Source organism: Rossellomorea arthrocnemi (genome assembly GCF_904424705.1).
Lineage (GTDB): Bacteria > Bacillota > Bacilli > Bacillales > Bacillaceae_B > Rossellomorea > Rossellomorea arthrocnemi.
This window is the reverse complement of record NZ_CAJGBF010000007.1, coordinates 131,121-156,642: the sequence shown is the minus strand read 5'-3', so window position 1 is coordinate 156,642 and position 25,522 is coordinate 131,121. Positions and strand designations below refer to the sequence as shown.

The following is a 25,522-nucleotide window of genomic DNA, read 5'->3' as shown; positions in this document are numbered from 1 at the left end:
CGCAAAGAATGTTTACCCTGGTATACAATGGATTAAACCCGACCTGTACACACTCTGCATCCCGTTTTCATAAAGCTAACGAAGGCGGTTCATATTTGGATCACTTTTTTTATAAAAAATTAATTTTCCCCGAAAAATTTTCAGAAAAGGATGAATCCGAAAAATTCCGTTTACCCCCTTTTCCCATAAAAACTGAGATGTTACAATGTACAACCGTAAGCAATCTTAACGTAGCTCTTAAGATCTTAAGCTGGAGCTAGTCGGAGATTCCATTTAATATAACGCAAAGAAAGGATGTTTATTTCAATGCATATCGGAAGCAAAGGCTGGTACGTAGAAGAACTAAAAAAAGCGGGAGTGCGCCGCTACGAAGAACGCAAAGTAGAATCCTACAAAAAACACGTTCTCGCAAACCTGTTAGAACGTACAAAATAATGGAAAGAGGGACGGACCTTCATTCCTATGACCAGGTCATAGGAATGAAGGTCCGTCCCTCTTTTTGGTAAAATAAAAAAACGGTTGTGGAGAGCTTTCATCCTGTGGTAGAGTAGAGAACATATTTTTAAATTAACTTCATACGAATTCCTTATATATCTATGGTGATATGGACCATAAGTCTCTACCTGGCAGCCGTAAAGTGCCGGACTATAAGGAAAGTCTGTTCTATATACTGTATAAAGGTGTGTGGAGACTTTCCCTGGTTTATTAGAGAATGTCTTCATGCACTTTTTTATTTTGATTTTTGAGAAGTCTGACATCATACGACATCAACGTGAGGATTCGATGAAGAAACCACTTTTGGAGGATTGGTATTGTGAGTTTAGTGTATGGCATCTTATCTTTACTTGGCGTTCTATTTCTGGCTTGGGCCTTGAGCAGCAACCGCTCGGCCATCCAATGGCGGACGACCATCATCGGCATCTGTCTTGAATTTCTGCTTGTTTTATTTGTTTTAAAGGTTCCATTCGGCCAAACGGTTTTAAAGAAAGCCGCTTTGGGTGTTCAGAAGGTCATTGATTACAGTAACGAAGGAATCATGTTTGTATTCGGGGGCTTCTTTGAAAAGGGGACGAACATTTCATTCGTGTTCGCCATCAATGTACTCGGGGCTATCATCTTTATTTCAGCCTTGATCTCTGCCCTTTATTACTTACGGATCATTCCGTTTTTCGTTAAATATATCGGAATCGGATTAGGGAAAATCCTTGGGACGACCAAAGTTGAATCGTTTAACGCAATCGGAAATTCGTTTCTCGGGTTAGCGGAAGCCCCCTTATTGATCAAGCCTTATTTAGTGAAGCTCACACGATCTGAACTTTTTGCCGTCATGGTCGGGGGAACGGCTTCAGCAAGTGGAGCTATTCTAATCGGGTACTCACTGATGGGGATTGATATGAAATTCCTTCTATTATCTGTATTCAGTGTTCCCATCGTATCCCTTGTCATCGCGAAGGTGATCGAACCGGAAACAGAGGAATCCCGGACAAATGGGGATATTTCATTAGGGAAAACCACTCATACGAATGTTTTTGAAGCGATTTCCGAAGGTGCCCTGAATGGAACTCAATTAGCGATTAATATCGGTGGTCTACTGATCGCATTCATCGGAATCCTCGCTGCCGTCAATGGACTATTGGGATTGGTCGATACGAGCCTTTCGACTGTATTTGGTTACGTATTTTATCCACTGGCTTTATTAGTCGGGATTCCGATGGATGAAGCATTCCGTGCAGCATCCATCATCGGAACGAAGCTTTCTGTGAACGAGTTTGTGGCTTACCAAGAACTTTCAGGAATGATGAGCGAGCTTTCACCAAAGACTGTTGCGATTCTTTCTGTCGCCCTCTGTAATTTCGCCAACCTGTCTTCCATCGGACAGCTGATCGTCGGACTTGGTTCTTTAGAGCCGACGCAAAGACCAATGGTGTCCAAACTAAGCTTAAAAGCCATCCTGGCAGGAACACTTGCAAGCTTTATCACAGCCATTATCATTAGTATATTTCTATAACTTTTTGCGAAATTTATGTTTCTTCCGTTGCTGTTTAGTGAATAGTATAAGGTAGTAATCTTTTTTCACATTGACAACGGAAGGTGAAACCATTGAGAGAAAAAAAGACGATGAAAGAAACGAAAACAAGTAAAACGACCCACGTTCTTCCACCTGATACGAACCATCACGGTACGTTATTCGGTGGAAAACTGATGGCCTATATAGACGACGTGGCCTCCATTGCCGCCACCCGTCATGCCCGCAAGCCCGTCGTAACGGCCTCTACGGATTCCGTCGACTTTCTTCAGCCCATTAAAGTAGGTGATGCTGTTACGTTAGAAGCGATCGTCACCTATACAGGACGCAGTTCCATGGAAGTTTCCGTAAAAGTGACTTCAGAAGTTCTTCTTACAGGCGAAACCAATGTGGCAGCCATTTCCTTCTTGACCTTTGTGGCACTGGAAGGCAACAAGCCGGCCATCATCCCTGAGGTCGTTCCTGAAACAGAAGAAGAGAAGTGGCTGAACGAAACAGCCAAAAATCGTGCCGAGCACCGTAAAGCACGCAAAAAGCACAGTGAAGAGCTGGCGGAATTTTTCCGTAAAGCCTATTAGCTTGAAGGAGATGCTTGTTAAAGAGCATCTCCTTTCTTATGTGGTAAAATTGAAAATTCTGCCGATCTCCTGTTCTGTAAGTACAGAATCTTCATCACTTCCCCCTATTACGATACGCCACTACCAGACACTAGCCGCTACCCTCCCTCACCTTATTTTTTTCTTTCTTCTCCCTTCAAAAAAGGTCCGTCCCTCCGATAATACAGAGGTACGGACATATAAAGTGTCTTATTATTACCATATTTGGAGGTTACGGTTTGAAGAAGATTATCAGTATGTTTCTTCTTGTCATGCTTTTTGTGGCAGGGTGTTCTACGCCTATGACGGAAGAAACCAACACAGAGAAACAGCATAGTATCGGGATCCTGCTCTCGGATACAGGACTGGGGGATGGCTCATTTAATGATTCCGCCTTCAGGGGACTGGAACGTGCCCGGGATGAATTAGGTATTTTATTTGATTATAGAGAAGCTCCTGACGGGGATTTTGAAGGCGCTCTTCAGGAACTGGTTGAACAGGATCATGAACTTGTGATCGGACTTGGTTTTTCAATTCAGGATGCTCTTGAAAAGGTAGCCAAGGAGAATCCGGATCAAAAGTTTCTTTTGATAGATGGTTTTTCAGAAATGGACAATATTACGTCGATTACGTTTAAGGAACATGAAGGAAGCTTCCTTCTCGGTATGGTTGCCGCAATGAAATCCAAGACAGGTACAATCGGATTCATTAGCGGGGCCGATGTACCGGTCATCCAGCGATTTGAAAAAGGCTATATACAAGGTGCGAAATATATCAATCCTTCTATTAACGTGTTAAATGACTCCGCCAATAATTTCGGTGACGCAGCACTAGGCAGACAGATTGCCGAGAAACAAATGAAACAGGGTGCTGATTTTATTTACCCAGCTGCCGGTTTTACAGGGGTCGGGGCAATCCAGGCTGCTCAAAAAGCAGGGAAATATTCTGGAGGAGTCGATTCTGATCAATATTTCATTGCGGAAAAATCCGTTGTTACTTCCATGGTCAAAAAAGTCGACAACGCTGTTTTTAACATAACGGAGGAACTCATGAACGATCATAAGATCTCTCAACATGCTTATGAACTCGGTCTTAAAGAAGATGGCGTCGGCCTTGCCCCGATCCGCGTCACCAGTCTGTCTCCTGAAGAAACAAAAAAACTGGAAGACGCTAAAAACAAGATCATCTCGGGAGATATCACGGTCAACATGGAATAAATTCATCTAAGGAGTAATGTCATGGCACTAAAAAAACGTTTACTGATTTTGGGGCTGATCCCCCTTGTCCTTTCTACCATTATCATTGGTTACATCGTCTCGCAACTGATTTCACTCCAGAATTCTGCAAAAGAAGACGTACAGATGCTACTCGAGACCGAAACATTACGAGGGGATCTCATCGTAACGAAACAAGCCCTTTCGAACTACTCGGTCAATTCGACGGAGGAAAATAAACAAATGGTAGAAAGTTTATTGGAACAAACCTCGGCTCAAATCACTGAGTTGAAGAAATCGATCTCAGTGAAAAATCAAAAACAGACCCTGTCTTCCATAGAGTCCAAATTCACCGATCTGAAATCGGCTTCGGATAAAGCTCTTAGTGAAATGAACAAAGCAGAGATCAAGCGACAATCGATACGGATTTCCGGTGTCCTAAACGATATGTATCTATTAAATAAACAAACAAGCGAATGGTATCAAAATTTGTTAAAAGAAAACAAGAGTCAGATCCAGTTCATCGTATGGGCTTCCATCATCGGCTTTATCGTGACGATTATCGTCTCTCTCACAGCATCAAATCTGCTCACACGGAGAATCGTGAATCCTTTGAACAAGATGGTAGCGAACGCTGAAAAAATGGCCGACGGAGATTTAACGATCACAATCGACTCGGTTAATGAGAAAGGCAGCCGATTCGAAGTCGATAAGCTCCAAACGGCGTTTCACCATATGGTAGAAAACCTTCGGAGTACGGTCCAATCCGTCCATGACATCGGATCTAATGTAGAGAGATTCACTCAAGATGTCCGCTCCCAGATGACGAGTCTGACGGAAAGCAGCCATCAGGTCGCTCTCTCTACGGAGGAGCTCGCCAAAGGAAGTCAATCGATCTCCGAGGATATCCAATCAACCGCTGCCCTTATGGCAGTAATGGGTGACGATTTCGCTCAAAATGTCAAACAGAGCGGGGAATCATCGGAGAGCAGTAAAGTGGCGCTGGAATCGGTCGGGCGCGGTCGTTCTTCATTGAATAAGCAGCAGGAATTTGCTGAAATGATCGCTGACTCTTCGACCTCCATCATGGATTCCGTCGAGTCCTTCGCTCAATATACAGGTGAAATCGAGAATGCCGCCCAGGCGGTCCGGGAAATTGCCGATCAAACCAATCTCCTTGCGTTAAATGCAGCCATCGAAGCCGCCCGGGCAGGTGACGCAGGAAAAGGATTCGCCGTCGTTGCCCAGGAAGTTCGTAAGCTCGCAGAAGACTCTTCCATTGCAACGGAACGTATCGGCAGTATGGTAGGGAGTATTAAACAAGGCATTCAGTCGATTATGGAAGCTTCACAAAAAGGGAAAAACCTGTCTACTCAGCAGGTCGATTCCATGAATGTGACCGAGCAGGCTTTTGAAGAGATTTCGGGAAATGTTTCTACTATTTTCGATACTCTTACGAAGCTCGAAAACGGAATGCTTGCTTCCACCGAGCGTACCAACCAGGTGACGGCCGCCATTGAAAACATTTCAGCCATTACCGAAGAAACCGCGGCTGGCACAGAAGAAATCTCATCCTCCACAGAAGAACAGCTTCGATACTTTGAACGAATGAATGAGCAAGTGGGCGAGCTGAACAAAATGACGATCGAGATGAAGAAACAATTGGAGCGGTTTACCCTTTAATAGAAGGAGAGAATGCCTTGTGATGGGGCATTCTCTTTTTTAGGTTTAGTTTCGCTGATAAAAAAGGATTTTCGCTGATATATCGAAATTTCCGCTGATATCCAGCCTCGGAACGCCCGTATGCCTGTCTTCACCACACAACTCCCAAATTCCGACAATAACTTCACACCATTCCCCTACGACTCCCCTCCCCGGGTTCGTTTTACTAGTCAAAATCACCCCTATCATTATTACAGAACGTTTAAATTTTTTTAACGAACAATAAGGAAAGGTCCGTCCCTTTATACATATGGAGGTATTCGAAATGGCTCTGTAAGGACGTTTTGTTTTTTTCACAGCGCTTTCACTTCTGTCACACTTTGTAACATTTTGTCGGTGGTAAATTTCTCCACATTCATAACCCTCAAAAATCTCCTATACTGTATAGAAGGTTATACTGTGTAGAATTCTTATAGTTGGAGGAATACTGATGTTATCAAACTCTGAAATTGGGATCGATTTAGGAACTGCAAATATACTTGTTTATAGTAAAAATAAAGGAATTATACTTAATGAGCCATCTGTTGTGGCGATTGACACGGAAAATAAAACGGTATTGGCTGTTGGAACTGAAGCCAAAAGCATGATCGGGAAAACACCAGGCAAGATTGTGGCTGTACGTCCCCTTAAAGATGGCGTGATTGCCGACTTTGACGTAACAACTGAAATGCTGAAACAAGTCATGAAAAAAGCGAGTAAAAAGTTAGGATTCTCTATCCGTAAGCCAACGGTGGTTGTTTGTACCCCTTCTGGTGCTACAAGCGTTGAAAGAAGAGCGATTCAGGATGCTGTTAGAGGAAGCGGCGCGAAATCCGTGACTCTGATTGAAGAGCCTGTCGCAGCCGCAATTGGTGCAGATCTTCCAGTCGGCGAGCCTGTTGCCAACGTAATCGTCGACATCGGTGGAGGAACGACGGAAGTGGCGATCATTTCTTACGGTGGTGTTGTTTCTTGTAATACCATTCGTATCGGTGGAGATCAAATGGACGAAGATATCGTTCAATATGTGCGTAAACGCTACAATCTGTTGATTGGTGAAAGAACGGCAGAATTAGTCAAAATCGAAGTAGGTCAAGCATTGATCGATCACGAAGAAAGAACGATGGATATTCGCGGACGTGATCTTGTCACCGGTCTTCCAAAAACGATTGAACTATCGTCGAATGAAATTCAGGATGCATTGAAAGAGTCTCTTCTTCATATCCTGGAAACGATTCGTGCCACATTGGAAAATTGTCCGCCTGAATTGAGTGGGGACATCGTGGACCGGGGTGTCATCTTAACTGGTGGAGGAGCCCTCCTTAACGGACTTCAGGATTGGCTGAGTCAGGAAATTGTCGTACCGGTTCACTTAGCTCCAAACCCGCTTGAATCTGTGGCAATTGGAACAGGACGTTCCTTATCCGTGATTCACAAATTGCAAAAAGTAAAATAAGTAGACCATCCCCCATTTTAAAATGGGGGATTTTTTTACCAACACCAACCCACCTGTTTACCCCACTAACATTTTCTCAAACACCTGTGATCCAATTTCTTATTTCCCTCGTTAGCTTATTAAAATTGAGTTCCTCACCGTTGTTTAGTATCCTTATTTTATATGTCAAAGATAAGGAGCGTAATATGCCCAATCATCGTCAGGATATCGAATTGTACCAACAAGTTTTAGCCAAAGATTCGACTGCATTACGACAGCTATACCAACAATATGAAAAACTGATTTATTCATTTTCATATAAGATGACAGGAGACAGGGAAATAGCAGAGGAAGTGATCCAGGAGGTTTTCATGAAGCTCTGGAAGAAACACTCCCCATATGACCATAGCAAAGGAAAATTTTCATCATGGCTGTTAACGATGACCCGGAACACCTGCCTGGACGCGATTCGCAGACGAAAGAAGCATGAATCTGTTGAATATATAGAAAAAGACTCTCTTCAGGTCACCTATGAGACACCCGCCGATCAACTGGAATGGAAAGAAAAAGGGATCGCTATCAGACAATGTATACAATCCCTGAAAGAAGATCAGCAAAAAATCGTACAATTATTCTATTTTAGGGGACATACACAGCAATCCATTGCTGAATCCACTGACACTCCAATCGGTACGGTTAAAGGAAGGATACGTTTAGCTCTTAAACATTTACACACGTGTCTAAAAGGGAAAGGAGGTACATTCGAATGACTACACAACAATGCGATCATTTACTGGATTACTACAACGGTCATTTATCTGAACTTGAGAAAGCTCAATTCGAGAAACATTTAAAGAGCTGCCCCCAGTGTCAGGAAGAACTTCTTGAACTGGAGCAGCTAATAGCATTTATGCCTTTCGCATCTGATGTTGTCGAACCTCCCAAGGACCTGGAAGACCGTGTCCTTTCCAATATTCTTGGAGATGAGAAAACAACGGCTGCCCATGAACCTTTCTCCAGAAAGAAAAAGAAGGCATGGTTCCTCCCTTCTATCGCGGCAGCATTAGCCCTTTCCCTTATCGGCAATGCGTATTTGTTTACACAGCTGGAAGATCAGGATGAAGTAGTGGAACAAGCAACGATCGATCAAGTAGTCCAATACGTCGACCTTGCCGCTGTTAATAGTAAAGCCAAAGGAACCGCAAGCATCATTAAACAAGGTACCCAAACGAGCATGGTCGTCCAGGCTTCTGAACTACAGGAACTTTCAGACGACGAAGTGTATCAGGTATGGCTCATTAAGGATGATAAGCCTGAGCGCGCAGGTACATTCGTCACGAGCAGGGATGGAAAGGGTTCTGTGGTGTTCAAGTTTAACGAAGAATTCACGAAGAAGGATTGGGATACCGTAGCCATCACCCTTGAGCCGGATGCCGATAGCCAGCTTCCTCAAGGAAACATCGTGTTAGCTTCCGAAATTTAATAAATGTTTAATAAATCTTGTTTCGTCCGGCGGCCCTTTACTGCCGGGCTTTTTTATGTCTTATCGGTGGTTTCTTATTTTTTCGCATATCGAAGTGTTTGAGATAAATGTTATGATCTACTCTATTTTATTTTTACGAGGAAACATAGAAAAGACTTACCCTACTTTCCACCTAATTAAAAAGAATAGAAAAAAGTTTCAAAAAAATGTGATCCATGTTCCAACTTCTCTCGTTAGCTCTATGAAAATATATAACAAAAAAAGGAGAGATTCGATTATGAAAATGAAAAAAAGTTATTTAGCCGTCCCTTTAAGCATGACATTATTAATTCCAACTGCTGGTGCAGTATCAGCACATAACGGCGAAGATCATTCTATGACGAAAGTAGATACGCCGGCCGGGGAATTAAGAACAACATTAGATCGATTACTTACTGAACATGCTTACTTAGCGGTTGAAGCAATGAGACGGGGAGCTGAAGGCGCTGAAGATTTCGATGCGGCAGCTGGGGCATTAAATGATAACGCAGCCGACTTAAAAGGCGCGATCGCTTCTGTATATGGTGAAGAAGCCGGGAATCAGTTCAACACAATCTGGACGAATCATATCGGATTCTTCGTCGATTATGTAAAAGCAACGGGTGCGAATGATCAAGCTGCAAAAGATGAAGCCCTTGAGAATCTGGCAGGATATAAGGAAGAGTTCTCTAATTTCCTTGAGACAGCCACTGGTGAACGATTGAAATCTGATAGTCTGGGAGAAGGACTTCAAATGCATATTAACCAATTAATCGGTGCATTTGATAGTTATGTAGCCGGTGACTACGAAAAGGCTTACGAATATGAACGGGAAGCAATCGGTCATATGGCTATGGTATCAAAAGGATTATCCAGTGCCATTACGGACCAATACCCGGACAAATTCGAGAATACGATGGCTGTGACTCCGGCAACGGATTTGCGTTCCACTCTTAACCACCTGTTAACGGAGCATGCTGCCCTTGCCACTATGGCAATGCAAAATGGAATCGACGGATCAAAAGACTTTGACGCTTCTGTTAATGCCTTGAATGCCAACACGGAAGATCTTTCTGCAGCCATTGCTTCTGTATATGGTGAAGAGGCTGGTAACCAGTTCAAAGAAATGTGGACGAAGCATATCGGTTTCTTCGTGGACTATGTAAACGCAACGGGTGCTGAAGATGAAGCCGCAAAAAAAGAAGCGATTAAAAACCTTGATGGATACCGTGCTGAGTTCTCTAAATTCCTTGAAACAGCCACAGACGGACGTTTGGATTCCGATGCTCTTGCAGACGGTCTTCAAATGCACGTAGAACAACTGACTGGCGCATTCGACAGCTACGCAGCGGGTGACTATGAAAAAGCATGGGATGAAATCCGTATGGCGTATGAGCATATGCTAAACCCTGCTAAAGGTCTATCAGGAGCATTCGCTGATCAATTCCCTGACAAATTCAAAGCAAACATGCCATCTGAAATGCCTAACACTGGTATGGGCGGCACGGCCGACAGTAACGAATTCCCATTTGAATTCCTTCTTGCAGCCCTGTTGATCATCGCTGGCGGAACAACACTTGGAATGAAAAAATACGCTTCACACAAACAATAATCTTTAACATGAGAGGGACGGACCTCAATCAGGTCCGTCCCCCAGTGTGAAGATGAAAGGAGTGGCTTCACATAATGTATACTATGAGGGTTGTACTGCTTGTGCTTGTACTATTGCCCATTTCTGCATGTTCTGCTGGATTTAGTTCAAATCCAACAGAAGAAAAGGTGAAAACCTCCGAGGGTCAGGAAAAGCCAACATCTCAGATGGCCAGTACTACCACCTCCCCCTCTCCTTATGCAGATACCATCCTTAAAGATGAAAGAAGCGGAATCGTACCCTCTACAATGGAAATCCCTGCCATTGATGTAACCACGTCCATAGAAGCTGTTGGATTGAAGGAAAATGGTGAAATGGCTGTAACAGAAAGCTTTGAGACGACTGCATGGTATCAGGGTGGCTACAAGCCCGGTGAACCCGGTAATGCTGTGATTGGCGGTCATGTAGACAGCCGGAATGGTCCCGCCGTTTTTTATAAGCTGAACAAGCTTTCAAATGGAGATGAAATCATCGTCAAAAATAAAGATGGTGAAAAGAGAACCTTTGTTGTAATAGATAAGAAAGAATATCCATGGGACGACGCTCCCCTGAAATCAATCTTTGGTTACTCCTCTGCAAGCTCCCTTAATCTCATTACTTGTACCGGTGACTTTGACCGCTCTGCAAGGAATTACAGCAAGCGACTCGTGGTATACACTGAATTGAAATCCTGACAGAAACAGCACGGACTTCCTCCGATGCTGTTTTTTTATGGATATTTTCAGAAGGAACAGAAATCCTAAGAGTAAGGAAGGTGATACCATGAACGAGGAGCAATTAGAAGATCTGTTCAGCTTCTATGGATATGAGGATTTATATAAGAGATTTAAGACTCCCCTTTATGTCACCGGAATCATGGACGATGCCGACACCGGATTAATTGAAGATTTCTTCGAGAACTTCACATTCGATGGTCCTGTTTTATTCGACGAATTCAGGTTCTGGTTTCAATATTATGAAGTATCCAAGCGGCCGCCGCTTACTTTTTAACGAATAAAAGCTGTCTTCTGCCTATTCACAGAAAACAGCTTTTCTCAATATGGCTTATCCTGGTAATAGTAATTGGTAGAATCCCACGTATTCTCATATTCCTTATGAAAAATATGGGTCGCCGCCGGTGAAACAGGCGGAATCAACCATGTCCAGTCACCGGTTACATTACGTTCTGCACTCTTCTCATTCTCTTCAAATAGACGGAATTGCTGAGCCGCCGTATGATGATCCACAATGCTTACACCCATTTCTTTAAAAGAATGAAGCACAGCGATGTTCAATTCGATCAGCGCTTTATCCTTCCAAAGGGTTGCCGCCCTTGATGTATCAAGTCCCATACAGCTCGCCACTTTCGGGAGTAAATTGTAGCGGTTCTCATCTGCCAGATTCCGCGCACCGATTTCCGTTTCCATATACCAACCGTTAAATGGAGCCGCCTTATATGAGATCCCCCCGATTTTCAATTCCATATCAGAAATAATCGGGACACCGTACCACTTCAATCCGAGATCCCTGAACCATTCAAACTCGGGATGACCGATGGGTACCTGCAGGGCGAGCTGAGGCTTAACTTCCTTCAGCTGTGGAGCTCTTTCCCCAATCTGCACGACGAAAGGAAGGACATCGTGGTCCGTCCCTTTCCCTTTCCAGCCAAGCTCCTTGCATTTTTTGGTGAATTCAATGGAATGAGGATCCCCGGTGTATTGGCCATTTTCCTCATAGCCCGCATACCGGATCAGTTGATGATTCCATAATCGGATGTCTGGCTTATTTGGATCGGAGGGTCTGAACACTGTAATCGTTGGCCGTATCCTGCCGCCGTTCGTCGCATAGTCCAAGTGATGCTCAAGTGCCTTGAACACTTCCTCCTCCGTATCGGCTTCCCGTTCGTCAAACACGTTCAGCGAATTCCAGAACAGACGGCCTATGCAGCGATTACTGTTTCTCCAGGCCATCTTTGCTCCGTGAACAAGTTCTTCGTTGGTATGGGTATAGGTTCCCTTTGTATTGAGTTCATCGTTTATTTGTTGTAAGCGAAATGTGATCTCAGAATCGCTTTTATTCAACTCCTGATAACATTGTTCAATAAAGGCCTTCGCCTCTTCCATAATCGGTGTCAATATAATCGCTTCCCTACTATCTTATTCAGCGCATACTGTACCTGCAATTATATCATTTTTCCCATACCTTTTTCCTTGGTACATTTGAACAAGCACTGAATGCTAGAAACGCACCGCTTTCTCATAACATCGATATTCCTGATGTCCCCCAGGCTTAGAGGTGAAATGGACCGAGCCACGGTACTCATACCCCATTTTCTCATATAGATAATTCGCTCCCGTGTTTCTGGAGTAAGCATCCAACCGGATACTCCTGTACCCTTTTTCCCTGGCCAGTTCCTCGCATTTCTCCATAAACGTCGTACCAAGTCCCCTGCCCTGCTGAAGAGGATCAAGAAACAAGGCATGAATCACCCATTCGTCATCATGCTTCCACAGGATTTCAGACCATTCGGGTGACTGCCACTCATTCAACGTAGCAGACCCGGCCACTTCCCCGTCCACCATTAATACATAAAGGTTTCCGTTATTATTCTCGTCTTCAAAATACGCCCTGCTCGGGTATTGGTCATCCCATTGCAGCAGGCCCTGTTCATCGAGGTTGTTTTTACACCTGATATATATATCCATAATGGTGCCGAGCTGATCTGGAGTTGCCTTGATTAATTGTATCTTCATTTTTTCCCCTGCTTATCGTTTACTAATGTAGTTTTTTGTAGTGTTTGTTCAGGATCCCGTCGTTATGCAGACTGATCATATTCCCTTTTAGTTTCTCCGCAGCTCTTCCCCCTGCTGAAATCCCAGATAAATATGCACTCTCAAAGCGCGTTCTTCCTGCTTCATCATTGTTCCGGAGAAAAGCATCTCCACATAGGATGATCTGGCTTTCGTGACCCATTTCCACGAAAGGTGTTCTGACCACTTCCTCTGCTTCTGCATATTTCCAGTGTTTCAATCCCGCTTCTGTAATCTCACTTCCCTTTTCAAGGTAACGTTCAGCCACCTTTTGAATTTCCACCAAGATCTCATGGTCCTCCAACCTATCGTTTTTCTTCGACCAGTCCCCTGTCATATATACACTCAGGGTAACAGTGGAGGATATGCCTTTCTTACGGTGGTCCACCACCCTTTCCACCCCGTCAGGCAGCTTTTCATCCAGATGACCTGGTGAAGGGATCCTGCTTGCTCCATCGAAGGAGAACATGCCCACGAAGCAAGGGGCAAAAGAAATAGTGGAAACCTGTGGCAATGTCATTCCCTTAAGTAATGATAAAGCCTGAGGGACGGGGGCCGTCACCATGCAAAGCTTCCCCAGGACTGATCCACCATTCTCAAGTTTCACTTCAAGAGGTCCGTCCCTCCCATCATGAATAGCAGATACTTTTGTGTTCAGTTTGACAGGGATGGTTTCTGCCAGTTGTTTCGCCAGTGCGTTCATTCCATTGACGGATGTGTACCTGGGATAGGGGGTTCCGAACCATCGTTTTACCCATCCAGCTTCCAGCCATTTCTCCACATCCTTTTTAAGCTCAGAAGACCTGACTGTGAAGAATTGTGCACCGTGATCTGCTCTCCCTTCACCGACACGCTCCGTGGCAAGCCTTCCACCGACACTGCTGCTCTTCTCTAGTATGAGGATATCCTCTACCCCCTTTTCTATGAGGGTTCTGGCCGCCATGATTCCTGAAAGGCCACCTCCAATAATGATCACTTCTTTTGTCGACATCGTTTCTCATCCTCTCTTTGTCTTCATTATACGAATTCCTTCTGAAAGAATGGAGGAGAGATGACTCCTTTCGTCATCTCCCTTTGCCTATGCCAATAATTCTTCCAGATCCTCATACAGTTTGTTCCGTTCCTGCTCTTTCTGTTCTTTTTCCCTATACAGCTCCTGAAGGACATCCAAGTCTTCCTGAGAGAGAAGCTTTTCTTCGATGGCAAAGATTTCTCCTTCCACCCGTTCGAGCCCTTCTTCGATTTCCTCCATCGTTGGCGAAAGCTTGACCTGACCTGCTTTAGGCATTGTTTCTTTTACCACCTTCACGACAGGCTCTTTTGGCGCGATTTGCGGAAGCTTTTCCTTCGCCCAGCTGTAAGGTCCGTCGAAGAAATAAAGCTGACCATTATGGATCCAATATGTTTTCTTAAACAGCTTATTCAAAAAATACCGGTCATGGGATACGGCAAGGATTGTGCCTTTGAAGTCTTCCAGTGCATCCTCTAATACTTCTCTTGAATCGATATCCAAATGATTCGTCGGTTCATCAAGAACAAGGAAGTTGATGTCCTGATGCATGAGTTGTGCAAGTCTGAGCCTCATTTTCTCCCCACCGCTCAAGCGCCCCACCTTCCGGAAGACATTCGGGCCATAAAATAAAAACCGGGCAAGTATGTGCCGTGCATCCCCCTCTGTCACAGGTACCTCTTCCCTGAACGCATCAATCAATCGTACGGAAGGGTCTGCGACTGTAAAGTGCTGAGATAAATAACCAAGTTTCACATTGCTTCCTACCTTCACCACGCCACTACCCGCAGATTCTTCTCCCAGGAGCATCTTGATGATCGTCGATTTTCCCGTTCCGTTCTGACCGACGATCGCTGTCCGGTCTTTGAAGTGGACAAGAAGACCCGCCTCCTCAAACAAGGTCTTTTCTCCATAGGCTTTAGACACATTCTCCATGGAAAATACGATCTTCCCGCTTCGATCCGTTTCTTCAAATTCCAACCCCATCTTCTTACGGTCCAGGATCGGCCGCTTGATTTTCTCCATCCGTTCCAATGCCCTCTCCATATTACGTGCCCGCTTGTGAAGCGCTTCATTCGGAGGGTTTGCTTGATTTGCCCATTCCCTCAGCCTTTTGATGGCCTCCTTCATCTTCTTGATTTTCTTCTGTTGTTCCTGATACGCCTGGAACTCGATCATCAAACGTGCTTCCTTTTCCTTCACGAAATCGGAATAGTTTGTATGATAGATCGTCAGCTCCCCGTCCTCTAAGTCATATACCTTTGTAATGACGTGATCAAGGAAATATCGATCATGTGAAATGCACATCACAGTTCCTTCATACTCTTTTAGAAAGCCTTCCAGCCATTCGACTGCCCCGATGTCAAGGTGATTCGTCGGTTCGTCAAGAAGCAAAAGGTCCGGCTTTTGCAGAAGGATCAGACCCAGGCAAAGCTTCGTCTGCTCCCCACCGCTGCAGTCATTGAAGTCCTTCTCAACCAGCTCTTCAATAGCAAGTCCGTTCACGACCTTCGCAATATCCGACTCCATTTCATACCCCCCGGCAATGGTGAATTGATCTTGAAGCTTTCCGTATTCCTCTAATAATCGATTGAGAATATCGGGGTCATTCTCCATCCCCATCAGATTTTCCAACTCTATTAACCGCTCACCTTTTTGAATCAAATCGGAAAACGCAGAACGCAATACGTCGATTCCATTCGTCCCTTCCTTGTACTGTGGGATCTGTGCCAAGTATCCCACTTTTGCTCCCTTTTTGAGATGAATGAGCCCCTTATCCGGCGCTTCCACTCCTGACACTAATTTAAAGATCGTCGTTTTCCCTGTCCCGTTCCGGCCAACAAGGCCAATCCGGGCTCTTTCGGGTATCTCAAAGGATAAATCCTCAAATATTAAGTGACCACCAAACATTTTACTTAATTCCTGTGCACTGCATAGTATCATTTTCCTCTTCCTTTCAGGTATCAGTTTAGAGGTAAGAGGTTCAAAAAAAAGCCATGAGGGAGCAGAAGGCTCACCCATGGCTTTACAGAAATGCGGGATTGACTGCTCCGCACTTCCCCTTTTATAAAAGAAGAATAAAAAAAGAGAGCGAAAACGCCCCCTTTTTCCGATTCTTTAATAGAAAAGTGATTGGAATTGAGACCTCTTACCGTTCAGTATTCATATCATTTTACTAAAAAGGGCATACGTGTCCCCTTGAACGCAAATGTATGAAAAATTGCACGGCAAAGGTATATAAAGTCTAAATACTTCCCACGCAATCCTACTGAACGATTCATCTCAATTCCACCTCCTTTTTACTAAACGAATGTTGTTGATACCATCATTATATAATTATTCAGAAAGCTTTTGCAACGTGTTTATTCCTTTTTATACAAAATCCTTGAAAGCACGAGGCCGATGACACCGATCGGTATCAGGATCATGGCACGGATTGTGAAATCCAGGAATACAAGATCAGCCAGGAAGAATTTCACTAAAGCGAGAGCCAAAAAGCTGATTCCCACCCAGCGGTAGAACACATCCTTCATACTTTCCCCATAAATGAGATATCCGATGGACAGTGCAGCAATTGCTACGGTGAAGGCCGTCGTCCGCGGTGTGTAATCCCAGTCCATCACGATGTAATCCGTCAACCGCAGTACGAGGAACATCACGAGCCCTGTCATCACGACTTTCAACATAGCCGTTGAAATATTCAAGAAGGTAGAATCTTGCCTGTTAAAATAGGAAACCACATACACATATAGAAAAGCAAGGATGAAAATCGGGAGCTCCACCGTAAAGAAGTCATTTTGTCCTCCTGTCATCATTCCAAGGAACGAGAACAGTATTAACAGAAATGAACCGGCAAACCCCGTATAGCTCTCCCTTCTTCCCGCCAGCCATAATAGAGCATTCGCCTGGATGGCCACCAACACGAAGCGCCAATCGTATTCAAACAGTTCAAATAAGAAAAGAAGCACATGCAGGAATCCTAAAACAAGTAAGACATCCTTCGTTCGCTTCTTTTCCTTTGGTTCCATGAAAGACACCCCGATATACACCGCCGCAAAGATTACATAGAAAAACAGAGGAATCTCAGCATAAATGTCATTCAACAGTCCAAGAAGAATGAAGCACCCTGTCACCAAAGCAGGAATCATCTCAGCGCTCACCCGTTCATCCCGGTTAAGGACAATCAGGAGTAAGAGATACCCGTGCTGAATCGCAAATGGGATGAGAACGGTCAGTGTGACCTCGCCGACCCCAAAAGCCGCAAAGAAAAACAGGGAAAAGTAAAGGAGATAATAATGAATATTCCAGGCAAACCGATACCTCTTCAACGTGCTGAACGTCATCAACACAAAGAACAGCACAAGTTCATACCCGTAAAACAGCCACTCATTCCGCTCATCCCCTGCGAAAATAAACGGAAACAGATATGCCCCTGCCCCAATCAAACACAAGATCACTTCAGAATTATGCTTATGAGAAGCCCACAGCCCGACGGAAATGATGACGATTAATAATAGATTCGTCAGGAGTCCGCCTATATACCCGTACAAAATGTTAGCGGAAAATAAGGTAATGATGGCAAGGACGATACTTCCCGAAAGAAGCGTGATGGATAATTTACGTTGATCCCGACTATACCTCTCTCCAAGAGCGTACATCACTATACTGATCAGAGCACCGGTCAACACCCTTAGCCCCGGCGTCACCCATCCGTTTTGAGAAGCCGCCATGAACCCCCATATGCTTCCTATTAAAAGAACGAATAAGAATACTTTAGGCAGCCAGCGCTCCACCGAGAAGTCAAATGGCTCTTTTTCTGCAGAAGGTTGTGCTGTTTCAGCAGGAATCTGTTTTTCAGGCTCCGTGTAGATCTCTGCTTTTTGTATGACAGGTGCTTCACTTTCACTCTTCGCCTGAATCAACTGCCGTTTCACAAGATAAAGCTCTTTTTCCAGAAAGCTGATTTTTCGTTCCAGCCGCTCTAACTCTTCCTTTTCCATATTTCCACCCCCCTACTTCTATTTATACAGGAAGGTTGGAATATTTTCCTTTATTTTTTAAAAAGTACAGAATATTTTTCATATTAAAAAACTCCACCTTCTAAAAGATGGAGTCTTATATCTATGCTAATCGTTTAAAGTTTTGACCCAATATTTCATTCATCGTGTGAACCGTGATGAATGCCCGATTATCAACCTGGGTAATGAAGCCTTTTAGCTTGGAAAAGTCCTTGCGGCCAAGGATCGTTGTGATGACTTCCTTTTCATCAGACGTGAACGCACCCGTTGCTGTATGAATCGTCGCCCCTTTTCCAAGTTCGTGAACGATATACGACTTGATTTCATCACTGTACCGGCTGATGATCACAATCTCTTTATTTGAGTTGAATTGCTGAAGTGCGTAGTCGATGACCAAGCCATTCAGGATGACCCCGAAGAAGGCATACATTCCGACTTGCGGCCCGAACAGAACAGCCGAAGACAGGGCGATGGATAGGTCCGCCAGAAGGACGCCCCTTCCCACATCTATATTGAAATATTTATTAAAGATCAAGGCAATGATATCCGTTCCACCCGTTGAAGCCTGCTGATTGAACACGATAGCCATACCGGTTGCGGCAATGCATTGACCGATGATCAATTGAATCAATATGTCATTACTGAGCGGCGCACTCATTGGGGCGAAGCTCTCTAATAACCAAACATAGAATGAAAGGGCAAAACTCGCGTAAATTGTTTTCGCACCGAAATTAAAGCCGAGAAAAATCACACCGACGATAAACAGGATGACATTAATGATAATCATGAACAGTCCAAGGGACATTCCCGGAAACAGATCGTTCATGATGATCGACAATCCACTGACTCCCCCTGTCGCTAAATTATTAGGCGATAAGAAAAAATGGACATTCACTGAAACAAGAAATGCACCAAGATTCATCATTAGGAAGGAAAATATTCTTTGTCGCATCACCGCAACCTCCTTTTTCTTTTCATTTTTTTGGTTTTCCGTAAATAGTGGAACAACGGGATTATAAAGCCCATCAAGACCCTTTGTAAAGGGAATCCGGTTAAAAAAATAAGGTTTAATAATTGTGAAAATTGGAAGGGTTTGCAGATGTGTTGAGGCTAGGGTTTTGGTTTAAGCGTAACTATTTAGAGTACGGTGGATATTTAAGCTCCCATATTAAAATAGCTCCCTTCACAAGAAGAGAGCTTTTTGTTTACCCAAACTGTTTTCGATTCCGGACTGGCCCCAAATGAAATTGAGGTATGGCAATTCCGATCAAGATCAGCAGGATGCCCATGCACTGCGCGAATACTACTTGTTCATGAAGAATCCACATGGCTGCAAGTATAGCTGCCGGAAGTTCCGCTGCTCCCATGATCGTTGAAAGACTCGAGTCGATGTGCGGGGTCCCGATGGCGAAAAAGACGACAGGAAGGATACTCCCGAAAATACCGACAAGCAGACCAAAGTCGGCCATTTCAATTAATTGAATCGGTTCTTCCAGAAAAGAAGGGCGAAACGCAATGAGGACGACAAGTAATCCTCCAAGCGAAATCATCATGCTTTTTTGAATTGTAGGCACGTCTTTCGCTACCTTACCACTGAAGAAAATAAACAGTGCAAACGTGATGGCTGCCAGGAAACCAAACAAGATCCCCAAGCCGTTATCCGTCCACTTAAACCCTGAAGCAGAGCCGATCCCACCAGCGAGCAGAGTCCCCAACCAGAGGAATAAGACAGATATCAGTTTCTTGTTCGAAGGAAGCTTCTTCATATAAATGGATTCAATCAAGACACCGATCCATGTAAACTGAAAAAGCATGACAACCGCAATGGATGCGGGAACCTCATGTAGACTAAGTCCATAAAAAATTCCCGTCATGCTGAGCAGAACCCCGACTCCAAAGAGAGAAATCCAATGCTTTTTACTAAGACTTATTTTTTTCGTAAAAAGGAATGCCAAGAACAGCACAGCCACCCCAAATAAATATTGAACACCCGTCACTTCCGAAACCGAGTATCCTTCTGCGAATCCGAGCTTCACGACGGAAGCATGGACACCGTAAGAGCTCGCTCCGATCAACACACAAAGAGATGCGTTTAATGGTTTCATTCCGGCCCCTCCTTCTCTATATCTAAAAGCAAGTATAAGTCCCGGTATTTATTTCGGCAATCGAAATATTCATGTAAAAAAGAACGATTCCTCTTCAGAATCGTTCTTCTATCTTATCGATTATCGACCTTTTCCGGATACAAATCATGATTCATCAAGCGGTGATCTGCCATCGTTTCGTATTTCGTACCAGGCTTTCCGTAGTTGCAGTATGGGTCGATGCTGATTCCGCCGCGTGGGGTGAATTTCCCCCATACTTCGATATATCTTGGGTCCATCAATTCAATCAGATCATTCATGATGATATTCATGCAGTCTTCATGAAAATCTCCGTGATTACGGAAGCTGAAAAGATAAAGCTTCAGTGACTTGCTTTCCACCATTTTTTCACCTGGGATGTAGCTGATATAGATGGTGGCAAAGTCAGGCTGACCGGTCTTTGGACAGAGGCTGGTAAACTCAGGACAATTGAATTTCACAAAATAATCCCGGTTTGGATGCTTATTGTCAAATGCCTCCAAAATGTGTGGAGCATACTCAAATAAGTAATTTGTTCCTTGATTCCCTAATAATGATAAATCTGTTAAATCTTCATCTTTTCTTCCTGACATGTAAAAAATCCTCCCCTTCAGAGTGCCTCGAATGAAGGAGGACATAGCATTAGCCTAAGAATCGGAGCAACAGGACGCATAATTGCAAAAATTGTTGAATCCTGTTACGCTTAAAGGATAACTTGGCGTGTATTTGGCCAAGTCAGATTCATAGTTCCATAGTTTTTTATAGAGGGTTAATGCTATGAACCTCTCTCAAATTGTTGAGCGATATAAGTGTTACAGAGGTTATATTAAATAAGAATAAAGGGAAAGTCAATCCAATTATAAATTGAATACCGGAGCAGGAATTTCAATTATATCTATGGAATATAGTAATCGGTCTTTTCGCTGGGAGTGATCATAAATGAATCAGCTGGTCCAGGCTTTCACCAAGTCTATTCTTGCAGGGGACGTGCATTCATTAATGGAATTGCATTCGTCTTCCATTCACTCAAAAGTAGATCATTTTACATTTTATGAAAAAATCATTAAACCATCCATGTATAGAATTGGTGATCTCTGGGAGAAAAATCAAATTACCGTTGCAGACGAGCACCTGGCCACTGCAACCCTTAAATATTTACTTGCTACTGTTTTTACCCATCAACAAGCTTTTGAAAACCATCCGAAAGCTCTTTTGTTCTGTATAGAGGGTGAACATCACAGCCTTGGGCTTGAGCTTGCAAACGAAGTATTTAAAGAAAAGCAATGGAATACCCGTTACTTGGGGTCCAACGTACCCGTCAAGGACGCATTATCTTTCATCAGTGCATGGGAGCCCCATGCCGTTGGTATATCCATCGGTATGACGACAGAACTGACTAGATTAAAAGAGTGCATCGATGAAATAAGAGCACGTCATCAAGAGATTGAAATTCTTGTCGGGGGCAGACTGATTTCTACCTATTCCCTTGATTTCTTGGATAAATCAAAGGTAACAAGCTTTCACGACCTGTTAGAGCTTAATGAGTATCTAACCGATATGTCTGGCGGGCTTGTTTTTAAAGGGCTAACTCCTTAATCACATGCGGCCTAACAATATAAGGTTCTGCTTCATGTCTTCTGACATCGTGGAACCTTTCACTCAGGAGTGATCATCTGGAAAATTTACACTTATGCCCAATCCCTTATCTTCTGTTGGATCGGCAATTTAATTTAATTGATGCTTCTAATTCAGGCTATGACTTTTTAATGCCGGGTGAAAATTTCATGTCCATCGTTGAAGAGGAAAGCTCACCAAAATTTGCCCGGATCATTCATAAGCATACTCAAGGTGAAATGGAACTGAATTTGAAGAAAAACGACTCATTTGAGTTGTGCGATTTATTCTTCCAGTTTTCGGATCTACAGCAATATTTCCACATAGCCGTTATCGCAAAAGATCAACAGTATAAAAAAGTATCAAATCAAATGAATGATCTGTTCGATCTGATGGGTAAATCCACTTTTCCCAGAAAAGAACCGAACCTGACAGAAGTGCTTGCGAAAGTATCATCTTTGTATTTAAAGCTTTCCAATACATCTGATTGGAATCGGCAAGAAGTTATGGATAAAATAAAAGAGATTGAACATCACATTCAGCAGAATGTGAAATAACTTTATTTAATAGGAGAAGACGATATGACTTTATTAGCGAACATACTAGATTACAACCAGCAATTTGTAGAAGAACAATCGTATGAAGAATACCGGACAACCAAGTTCCCCGACAAGCGCTTAGTGATTCTGACTTGTATGGATACTCGTTTAGTAGAGCTTTTGCCTAAATCCATGAACATGAAAAACGGCGACGTGAAGGTCGTCAAAAACGCAGGTGCGGTGGTAAGTCATCCATTCGGAAGTATTATGCGCAGTCTGCTCGTTGCAGTCTATGAACTTCAGGCAGACGAAGTACTTGTGATCGGTCACCATGACTGTGGAATGAGTGCCATCAACAGCCACCAGATCCTGGACAAAATGAAGGATCGTGGTATTTCAGAAGATACTCTCGACACCGTCAACTACTCTGGAATCGACCTACACGACTGGCTGAAAGGCTTCGATTCGGTACAGGAAAGCGTCGCCCACAGCGTCGAGATGATCAAGAACCATCCATTGATGGATAAAAAGATCCCTGTTCACGGACTGGTTATCAGCCCTGAGACAGGAAAGCTTGATCTGGTTGTAGAAGGATACTAAAAGAAACGAAAGCTTTCAACACTCACTACAGCAGCAGGACCTAAAAACCCCCTAAAAGGCCATTTTGCCTTCAGGGGGTTTTGGTGTTTTTGAGTGTTTTTGAGGGACGGACCTCATACTTCAACCGAAATCCTTGCTATATAAGCCTTCTTATCCATTATTTAAGGTCCGTCCCTCCAGAAAAATTCTTCAATTCATTTAGAATTGGCATTTTGTCCATTTCTTCTTCGGTTACGTGGTCCCATTCGATCCCTTGAGGTTTTTCATATGGGGTGCGCGTTTCGATGATGCCTTCTTCTGTTACGATCCAATCGACTGCCAGGTCATAGGAATCCCTCGGTATATCATTCTCTACTAGCTGTTCACTATGAATGGTGGTGATGACCGGTACTGCTTTGTTCCCGGTTTCCCGCAGGATGGCGTATTCACGATCGGCATACCCCTCTCCCTTCCCAAGCCTTCTTCCATCGCGATGAATGGCGACAGAACCCACTACAATAAGGTCAATGTCCGGGATATCAGTCAAAGGCACGACTTTCCCATATGTATTCATATGCTTGATGCTCGCTGCTTTTCTTTCCTCACCATCGGGGACATATTCAGGCTTGATCATGACGAATCCATCCTTCAAGCGGGGAGTTGGAATCAGCAATGTTTTTCCGTCTTTTAGTATGGCTGCACGCAGGGGAAGCTGTGGCGAATCAGGGTTCACTTTCACTACATCGGCTGTTTGGTAGATGTCCATACTTTGAACAAATGATGCAGCCTTTTCCGCCCCTTTAAAATTAGGGATCCTGCCGACTAACGGAAAGGGGAATCGACCCCGCTTTTTTTCTGTCAGTCGATTCCACACTTGATGCCTGATTTCATTTTTACTGCTCATTTTGCGACCTCCCTGGAGATAGTTTTTTCCTATTTCATTTACCATTATATGTATAAAAAGCATAACCACATGAAAATGACGCAATCATCACTGAAAATAACACACTAATCATCATTTTACCTTACTCACTCCCCCTTTTACTATCCGGGCTCAACTTGGAAATCGTCCATATTTATCTTAAAACACCTCCTTTTTCACAGATCACCATGCCATTTACCTCGATATTCTTACCAATCTCCCCCTCCAATTCTTTATCGTTCAAATAATTTACCTCTCCGTCATGTTATCGCCCGGCTTTCATAAAATAGTAAGTGTAAGGAGTGATTTGATGAAGGTATCTCGTGCTCGCCTTTCAGACTTGGAAGGACTTGTGGAACTGTTTAATAGTTATCGTATGTTTTATCATCAGATGTCGGATAAAGTTGGGGCCAGACAGTATCTTGAAGACCGGCTGTCACATGATGAATCCGTCATCTTTGTCGCCATTCAGGATGATGTATATGCAGGCTTCACCCAGATGTATCCTTCTTTCTCCTCCGTTTACATGGAACGGATCTGGAAACTGAATGACTTATATGTATCCTCTCATGCACGGAACCGGGGGACTGGCCAGATGTTGTTGGATGCTGCCAAGGCACATGCTGAACAAACCAATGCAAAATTCCTCATTTTAGAAACGGACCGGGACAATATTCAAGCACAATCATTGTATGAAAGGAACGGATATCGAAAAGAAGAATCGGTGTTTCATTACACCCTGCACTTTAGATAGAGTGGATAAAGAAGGTCCGTCCCTCAAACGGACCTTCTTTGATTTTTATATCCAAGAGCGGCTGTGGCTGCACCTTTCGCATCGATTTGCTTTGCACTTTACCCTCGTCTGCAGCTGCATGTATTGATAGAACAGAAAAGCGTGACGTCCCTTCCGGGTATGAGGATTGATTTCAGTCTTCAATTTCTTTATGAACATTCGATCACACTCACAGGTGGGGCCGTACCGGTCATAGCAAAGGTCATGTGCTCTGCAGGCGGCATCCACTGAATTGACCGGTACACCGGGCCCACTGCATCCCGGCCCGCACCACTTGTATTCAGGGAAAATACATAATTTTGCGCTTTCAGTGTTTCTTCTCATTGATTTCTTCCTTTCCGGCTTTTCGGCATAGCTACGTTTTAATTCTCACATAAAGGGAATTACACTCTATGTAAGTAAGTACAAGTACTATACTGTATGTAAATCGATCTGGTCGGGTTTGTCCTAACGCCTATTTGACTGGAAAGAAAAACAATAGGAGGAATGAATAATGGCAACTTTTCAATTAAAAGATACGGTACCAAATTTCACGCTCCCAGCAGTTTCAGGTGAAACATTCTCGTTTGAAGATCATCAGAAAGAACATCAAAGCTGGCATCTCATCGTCTTCTTCAGAGGATCATGGTGCCCCGTATGTCAGGAAGAATTAAGGGAACTTCAAGCAAACAAAGAATACTTTGAAAAACAGAACGTTCATTTACTGACAATCTCAAGTGACAAAATGGCAGATTTACAAGAGTTTGCCAACAAAGAAGACCTTACATTCCCGGTCTTAGCGGATGAAAAATTAGAAGCGATTAAAGCTTATGACGTTTTCTATCATGGCGAAGATGCGCCATATGAAGATCACGGACAGCATGGTGAACCTGCATACTTCCTTGTTAATGAAAAAGGACAAGCCATGTATCAGCAAAGACAAACCAGTCCATTTGGACGTCCTCATGCTAATGAACTCCGTAAAATTGTGAAGTATATTCAAAAAAACGTGAAGTAAGAAAAAAGCCGGGT

At 43.6% G+C, this 25,522-nt stretch carries 28 protein-coding genes, 1 pseudogene and 2 riboswitches; of the genes and pseudogenes, 17 read left to right on the top strand and 12 right to left on the bottom strand.

What is annotated here, in order from left to right; genetic code table 11:
* The first annotated feature begins 306 nt into the window (after window positions 1-306).
* From BAA9072_RS11970 to BAA9072_RS11950, 5 genes are all read left to right on the top strand, one after another.
* On the top strand, window positions 307-435 hold the full coding sequence (locus BAA9072_RS11970; RefSeq protein WP_079530789.1) for a YflJ family protein: 129 nt from the start codon (window positions 307-309) through the stop codon (window positions 433-435).
* Between the two features lie 131 nt (window positions 436-566).
* A riboswitch (purine riboswitch) is annotated at window positions 567-668 on the top strand.
* Window positions 669-814: 146 nt separating this feature from the next.
* A complete protein-coding gene (locus BAA9072_RS11965) occupies window positions 815-2,008 on the top strand; it encodes a NupC/NupG family nucleoside CNT transporter (RefSeq protein WP_201714902.1) in 1,194 nt (397 codons plus the stop codon).
* A 92-nt stretch (window positions 2,009-2,100) separates the two neighbouring features.
* Complete coding sequence (locus tag BAA9072_RS11960) at window positions 2,101-2,604, top strand: acyl-CoA thioesterase (RefSeq protein WP_230980842.1); 504 nt, start codon at window positions 2,101-2,103, stop codon at window positions 2,602-2,604.
* 257 nt (window positions 2,605-2,861) lie between these two features.
* The gene (locus tag BAA9072_RS11955; protein ID WP_201714901.1) at window positions 2,862-3,839 is read left to right on the top strand and encodes a BMP family lipoprotein; all 978 of its coding nucleotides are present in this window, start codon (window positions 2,862-2,864) and stop codon (window positions 3,837-3,839) included.
* 21 nt (window positions 3,840-3,860) lie between these two features.
* Window positions 3,861-5,519, top strand: a complete 1,659-nt coding sequence (locus tag BAA9072_RS11950; protein ID WP_201714900.1) for a methyl-accepting chemotaxis protein — start codon at window positions 3,861-3,863, stop codon at window positions 5,517-5,519.
* Between the two features lie 45 nt (window positions 5,520-5,564).
* Here BAA9072_RS11950 and BAA9072_RS11945 read toward each other — a convergent pair whose 3' ends face one another.
* Window positions 5,565-5,732, bottom strand: a complete 168-nt coding sequence (locus tag BAA9072_RS11945; protein WP_201714899.1) for a hypothetical protein — start codon at window positions 5,730-5,732, stop codon at window positions 5,565-5,567.
* Between the two features lie 256 nt (window positions 5,733-5,988).
* Here BAA9072_RS11945 and mreBH point away from each other — a divergent pair, with 256 nt between their 5' ends.
* From mreBH to BAA9072_RS11915, 6 genes are all read left to right on the top strand, one after another.
* On the top strand, window positions 5,989-6,993 hold the full coding sequence (gene mreBH, locus BAA9072_RS11940; RefSeq protein ID WP_034761217.1) for a rod-share determining protein MreBH: 1,005 nt from the start codon (window positions 5,989-5,991) through the stop codon (window positions 6,991-6,993).
* 185 nt (window positions 6,994-7,178) lie between these two features.
* Window positions 7,179-7,742 (top strand): RNA polymerase sigma factor, encoded by a 564-nt coding sequence (locus tag BAA9072_RS11935; protein ID WP_201714898.1) that lies wholly within the window; start codon window positions 7,179-7,181, stop codon window positions 7,740-7,742.
* Window positions 7,739-8,455 carry an anti-sigma factor gene (locus BAA9072_RS11930; protein ID WP_201714957.1) on the top strand — a complete coding sequence of 239 codons (717 nt, stop codon included), beginning with the start codon at window positions 7,739-7,741 and terminating at the stop codon, window positions 8,453-8,455. The genes BAA9072_RS11935 and BAA9072_RS11930 overlap by 4 nt, the downstream gene beginning before the upstream one ends.
* Before the next feature lie 277 nt (window positions 8,456-8,732).
* A complete protein-coding gene (locus BAA9072_RS11925; RefSeq protein ID WP_201714897.1) occupies window positions 8,733-10,085 on the top strand; it encodes a copper amine oxidase in 1,353 nt (450 codons plus the stop codon).
* A 74-nt stretch (window positions 10,086-10,159) separates the two neighbouring features.
* Window positions 10,160-10,798, top strand: coding sequence for a class F sortase (locus BAA9072_RS11920; RefSeq protein ID WP_201714896.1), 639 nt, complete (start codon window positions 10,160-10,162; stop codon window positions 10,796-10,798).
* A gap of 88 nt (window positions 10,799-10,886) precedes the next feature.
* Window positions 10,887-11,114: a hypothetical protein gene (locus BAA9072_RS11915; protein ID WP_201714895.1), complete on the top strand. Its 228-nt coding sequence runs from the start codon at window positions 10,887-10,889 to the stop codon at window positions 11,112-11,114.
* 44 nt (window positions 11,115-11,158) lie between these two features.
* Here the strand turns inward: BAA9072_RS11915 and BAA9072_RS11910 are convergent, their stop codons facing one another.
* From BAA9072_RS11910 to queF, 9 genes are all read right to left on the bottom strand, one after another.
* Window positions 11,159-12,226 carry a nitric oxide synthase oxygenase gene (locus tag BAA9072_RS11910; protein WP_201714956.1) on the bottom strand — a complete coding sequence of 356 codons (1,068 nt, stop codon included), beginning with the start codon at window positions 12,224-12,226 and terminating at the stop codon, window positions 11,159-11,161.
* 114 nt (window positions 12,227-12,340) lie between these two features.
* On the bottom strand, window positions 12,341-12,856 hold the full coding sequence (locus BAA9072_RS11905) for a GNAT family N-acetyltransferase (protein WP_201714894.1): 516 nt from the start codon (window positions 12,854-12,856) through the stop codon (window positions 12,341-12,343).
* Window positions 12,857-12,878: 22 nt separating this feature from the next.
* Window positions 12,879-13,904 carry an NAD(P)/FAD-dependent oxidoreductase gene (locus BAA9072_RS11900; protein ID WP_201714893.1) on the bottom strand — a complete coding sequence of 342 codons (1,026 nt, stop codon included), beginning with the start codon at window positions 13,902-13,904 and terminating at the stop codon, window positions 12,879-12,881.
* 87 nt (window positions 13,905-13,991) lie between these two features.
* Window positions 13,992-15,866: a ribosomal protection-like ABC-F family protein gene (gene abc-f / locus BAA9072_RS11895; protein WP_201714892.1), complete on the bottom strand. Its 1,875-nt coding sequence runs from the start codon at window positions 15,864-15,866 to the stop codon at window positions 13,992-13,994.
* 224 nt (window positions 15,867-16,090) lie between these two features.
* Entirely contained in the window at window positions 16,091-16,204 is a 114-nt protein-coding gene (locus BAA9072_RS24600) for an RAxF-45 family protein (protein ID WP_330999291.1), read from the bottom strand.
* A gap of 81 nt (window positions 16,205-16,285) precedes the next feature.
* The gene (locus BAA9072_RS11890) at window positions 16,286-17,923 is read right to left on the bottom strand and encodes a DUF2339 domain-containing protein (RefSeq protein ID WP_201714891.1); all 1,638 of its coding nucleotides are present in this window, start codon (window positions 17,921-17,923) and stop codon (window positions 16,286-16,288) included.
* A 121-nt stretch (window positions 17,924-18,044) separates the two neighbouring features.
* On the bottom strand, window positions 18,045-18,893 hold the full coding sequence (locus BAA9072_RS11885) for a YitT family protein (protein WP_201714890.1): 849 nt from the start codon (window positions 18,891-18,893) through the stop codon (window positions 18,045-18,047).
* 253 nt (window positions 18,894-19,146) lie between these two features.
* The gene (locus BAA9072_RS11880; RefSeq protein WP_201714889.1) at window positions 19,147-20,046 is read right to left on the bottom strand and encodes an EamA family transporter; all 900 of its coding nucleotides are present in this window, start codon (window positions 20,044-20,046) and stop codon (window positions 19,147-19,149) included.
* Between the two features lie 113 nt (window positions 20,047-20,159).
* Entirely contained in the window at window positions 20,160-20,657 is a 498-nt protein-coding gene (gene queF, locus BAA9072_RS11875; protein WP_201714888.1) for a preQ(1) synthase, read from the bottom strand.
* Between the two features lie 152 nt (window positions 20,658-20,809).
* A riboswitch (PreQ1 riboswitch) is annotated at window positions 20,810-20,856 on the bottom strand.
* Window positions 20,857-21,003: 147 nt separating this feature from the next.
* Between queF and BAA9072_RS11870 the strand changes: the two genes are divergently transcribed.
* The 3 genes from BAA9072_RS11870 (at window position 21,004) to BAA9072_RS11860 (ending at window position 22,817) form a co-directional block, all read left to right on the top strand.
* Window positions 21,004-21,660 carry a cobalamin B12-binding domain-containing protein gene (locus BAA9072_RS11870; protein WP_201714887.1) on the top strand — a complete coding sequence of 219 codons (657 nt, stop codon included), beginning with the start codon at window positions 21,004-21,006 and terminating at the stop codon, window positions 21,658-21,660.
* 188 nt (window positions 21,661-21,848) lie between these two features.
* Complete coding sequence (locus BAA9072_RS11865) at window positions 21,849-22,235, top strand: hypothetical protein (RefSeq protein ID WP_201714886.1); 387 nt, start codon at window positions 21,849-21,851, stop codon at window positions 22,233-22,235.
* A 24-nt stretch (window positions 22,236-22,259) separates the two neighbouring features.
* Entirely contained in the window at window positions 22,260-22,817 is a 558-nt protein-coding gene (locus tag BAA9072_RS11860; protein WP_201714885.1) for a beta-class carbonic anhydrase, read from the top strand.
* Window positions 22,818-22,974: 157 nt separating this feature from the next.
* Here BAA9072_RS11860 and BAA9072_RS11855 read toward each other — a convergent pair whose 3' ends face one another.
* Window positions 22,975-23,700 carry a 5-formyltetrahydrofolate cyclo-ligase gene (locus tag BAA9072_RS11855; RefSeq protein WP_201714884.1) on the bottom strand — a complete coding sequence of 242 codons (726 nt, stop codon included), beginning with the start codon at window positions 23,698-23,700 and terminating at the stop codon, window positions 22,975-22,977.
* Between the two features lie 328 nt (window positions 23,701-24,028).
* Here BAA9072_RS11855 and BAA9072_RS11850 point away from each other — a divergent pair, with 328 nt between their 5' ends.
* A complete protein-coding gene (locus BAA9072_RS11850; RefSeq protein ID WP_201714883.1) occupies window positions 24,029-24,472 on the top strand; it encodes a GNAT family N-acetyltransferase in 444 nt (147 codons plus the stop codon).
* A 63-nt stretch (window positions 24,473-24,535) separates the two neighbouring features.
* Window positions 24,536-24,742 (top strand): hypothetical protein, encoded by a 207-nt coding sequence (locus BAA9072_RS24595; RefSeq protein ID WP_201714882.1) that lies wholly within the window; start codon window positions 24,536-24,538, stop codon window positions 24,740-24,742.
* Here the strand turns inward: BAA9072_RS24595 and BAA9072_RS24590 are convergent.
* Window positions 24,743-24,835, bottom strand: a pseudogene (locus BAA9072_RS24590) (phospholipase); the annotation flags it as partial.
* A 169-nt stretch (window positions 24,836-25,004) separates the two neighbouring features.
* On the opposite strand from BAA9072_RS24590, the gene BAA9072_RS11840 reads away from it, so the two are divergent.
* On the top strand, window positions 25,005-25,508 hold the full coding sequence (locus tag BAA9072_RS11840) for a peroxiredoxin family protein (RefSeq protein WP_201714881.1): 504 nt from the start codon (window positions 25,005-25,007) through the stop codon (window positions 25,506-25,508).
* Window positions 25,509-25,522: the final 14 nt, after the last annotated feature.

What these genes read in the sequence shown, in the direction of transcription:
- abc-f (WP_201714892.1), bottom strand. Translation starts at nt 15,866, where the DNA reads ATGATACTATGCAGTGCACAGGAATTAAGTAAAATGTTTGGTGGTCAC.
- BAA9072_RS11885 (WP_201714890.1), bottom strand. Translation starts at nt 18,893, where the DNA reads ATGCGACAAAGAATATTTTCCTTCCTAATGATGAATCTTGGTGCATTT.
- BAA9072_RS11900 (WP_201714893.1), bottom strand. Translation starts at nt 13,904, where the DNA reads ATGTCGACAAAAGAAGTGATCATTATTGGAGGTGGCCTTTCAGGAATC.
- BAA9072_RS11905 (WP_201714894.1), bottom strand. Translation starts at nt 12,856, where the DNA reads ATGAAGATACAATTAATCAAGGCAACTCCAGATCAGCTCGGCACCATT.
- BAA9072_RS11870 (WP_201714887.1), top strand. Translation starts at nt 21,004, where the DNA reads ATGAATCAGCTGGTCCAGGCTTTCACCAAGTCTATTCTTGCAGGGGAC.
- BAA9072_RS11840 (WP_201714881.1), top strand. Translation starts at nt 25,005, where the DNA reads ATGGCAACTTTTCAATTAAAAGATACGGTACCAAATTTCACGCTCCCA.
- queF (WP_201714888.1), bottom strand. Translation starts at nt 20,657, where the DNA reads ATGTCAGGAAGAAAAGATGAAGATTTAACAGATTTATCATTATTAGGG.
- BAA9072_RS11880 (WP_201714889.1), bottom strand. Translation starts at nt 20,046, where the DNA reads ATGAAACCATTAAACGCATCTCTTTGTGTGTTGATCGGAGCGAGCTCT.
- BAA9072_RS11935 (WP_201714898.1), top strand. Translation starts at nt 7,179, where the DNA reads ATGCCCAATCATCGTCAGGATATCGAATTGTACCAACAAGTTTTAGCC.
- mreBH (WP_034761217.1), top strand. Translation starts at nt 5,989, where the DNA reads ATGTTATCAAACTCTGAAATTGGGATCGATTTAGGAACTGCAAATATA.
- BAA9072_RS24600 (WP_330999291.1), bottom strand. Translation starts at nt 16,204, where the DNA reads ATGAATCGTTCAGTAGGATTGCGTGGGAAGTATTTAGACTTTATATAC.
- BAA9072_RS11930 (WP_201714957.1), top strand. Translation starts at nt 7,739, where the DNA reads ATGACTACACAACAATGCGATCATTTACTGGATTACTACAACGGTCAT.
- BAA9072_RS11860 (WP_201714885.1), top strand. Translation starts at nt 22,260, where the DNA reads ATGACTTTATTAGCGAACATACTAGATTACAACCAGCAATTTGTAGAA.
- BAA9072_RS11915 (WP_201714895.1), top strand. Translation starts at nt 10,887, where the DNA reads ATGAACGAGGAGCAATTAGAAGATCTGTTCAGCTTCTATGGATATGAG.
- BAA9072_RS11865 (WP_201714886.1), top strand. Translation starts at nt 21,849, where the DNA reads ATGTCCATCGTTGAAGAGGAAAGCTCACCAAAATTTGCCCGGATCATT.
- BAA9072_RS11910 (WP_201714956.1), bottom strand. Translation starts at nt 12,226, where the DNA reads ATGGAAGAGGCGAAGGCCTTTATTGAACAATGTTATCAGGAGTTGAAT.
- BAA9072_RS11970 (WP_079530789.1), top strand. Translation starts at nt 307, where the DNA reads ATGCATATCGGAAGCAAAGGCTGGTACGTAGAAGAACTAAAAAAAGCG.
- BAA9072_RS11925 (WP_201714897.1), top strand. Translation starts at nt 8,733, where the DNA reads ATGAAAATGAAAAAAAGTTATTTAGCCGTCCCTTTAAGCATGACATTA.
- BAA9072_RS11950 (WP_201714900.1), top strand. Translation starts at nt 3,861, where the DNA reads ATGGCACTAAAAAAACGTTTACTGATTTTGGGGCTGATCCCCCTTGTC.
- BAA9072_RS11920 (WP_201714896.1), top strand. Translation starts at nt 10,160, where the DNA reads ATGTATACTATGAGGGTTGTACTGCTTGTGCTTGTACTATTGCCCATT.
- BAA9072_RS11890 (WP_201714891.1), bottom strand. Translation starts at nt 17,923, where the DNA reads ATGGAAAAGGAAGAGTTAGAGCGGCTGGAACGAAAAATCAGCTTTCTG.
- BAA9072_RS11850 (WP_201714883.1), top strand. Translation starts at nt 24,029, where the DNA reads ATGAAGGTATCTCGTGCTCGCCTTTCAGACTTGGAAGGACTTGTGGAA.
- BAA9072_RS11855 (WP_201714884.1), bottom strand. Translation starts at nt 23,700, where the DNA reads ATGAGCAGTAAAAATGAAATCAGGCATCAAGTGTGGAATCGACTGACA.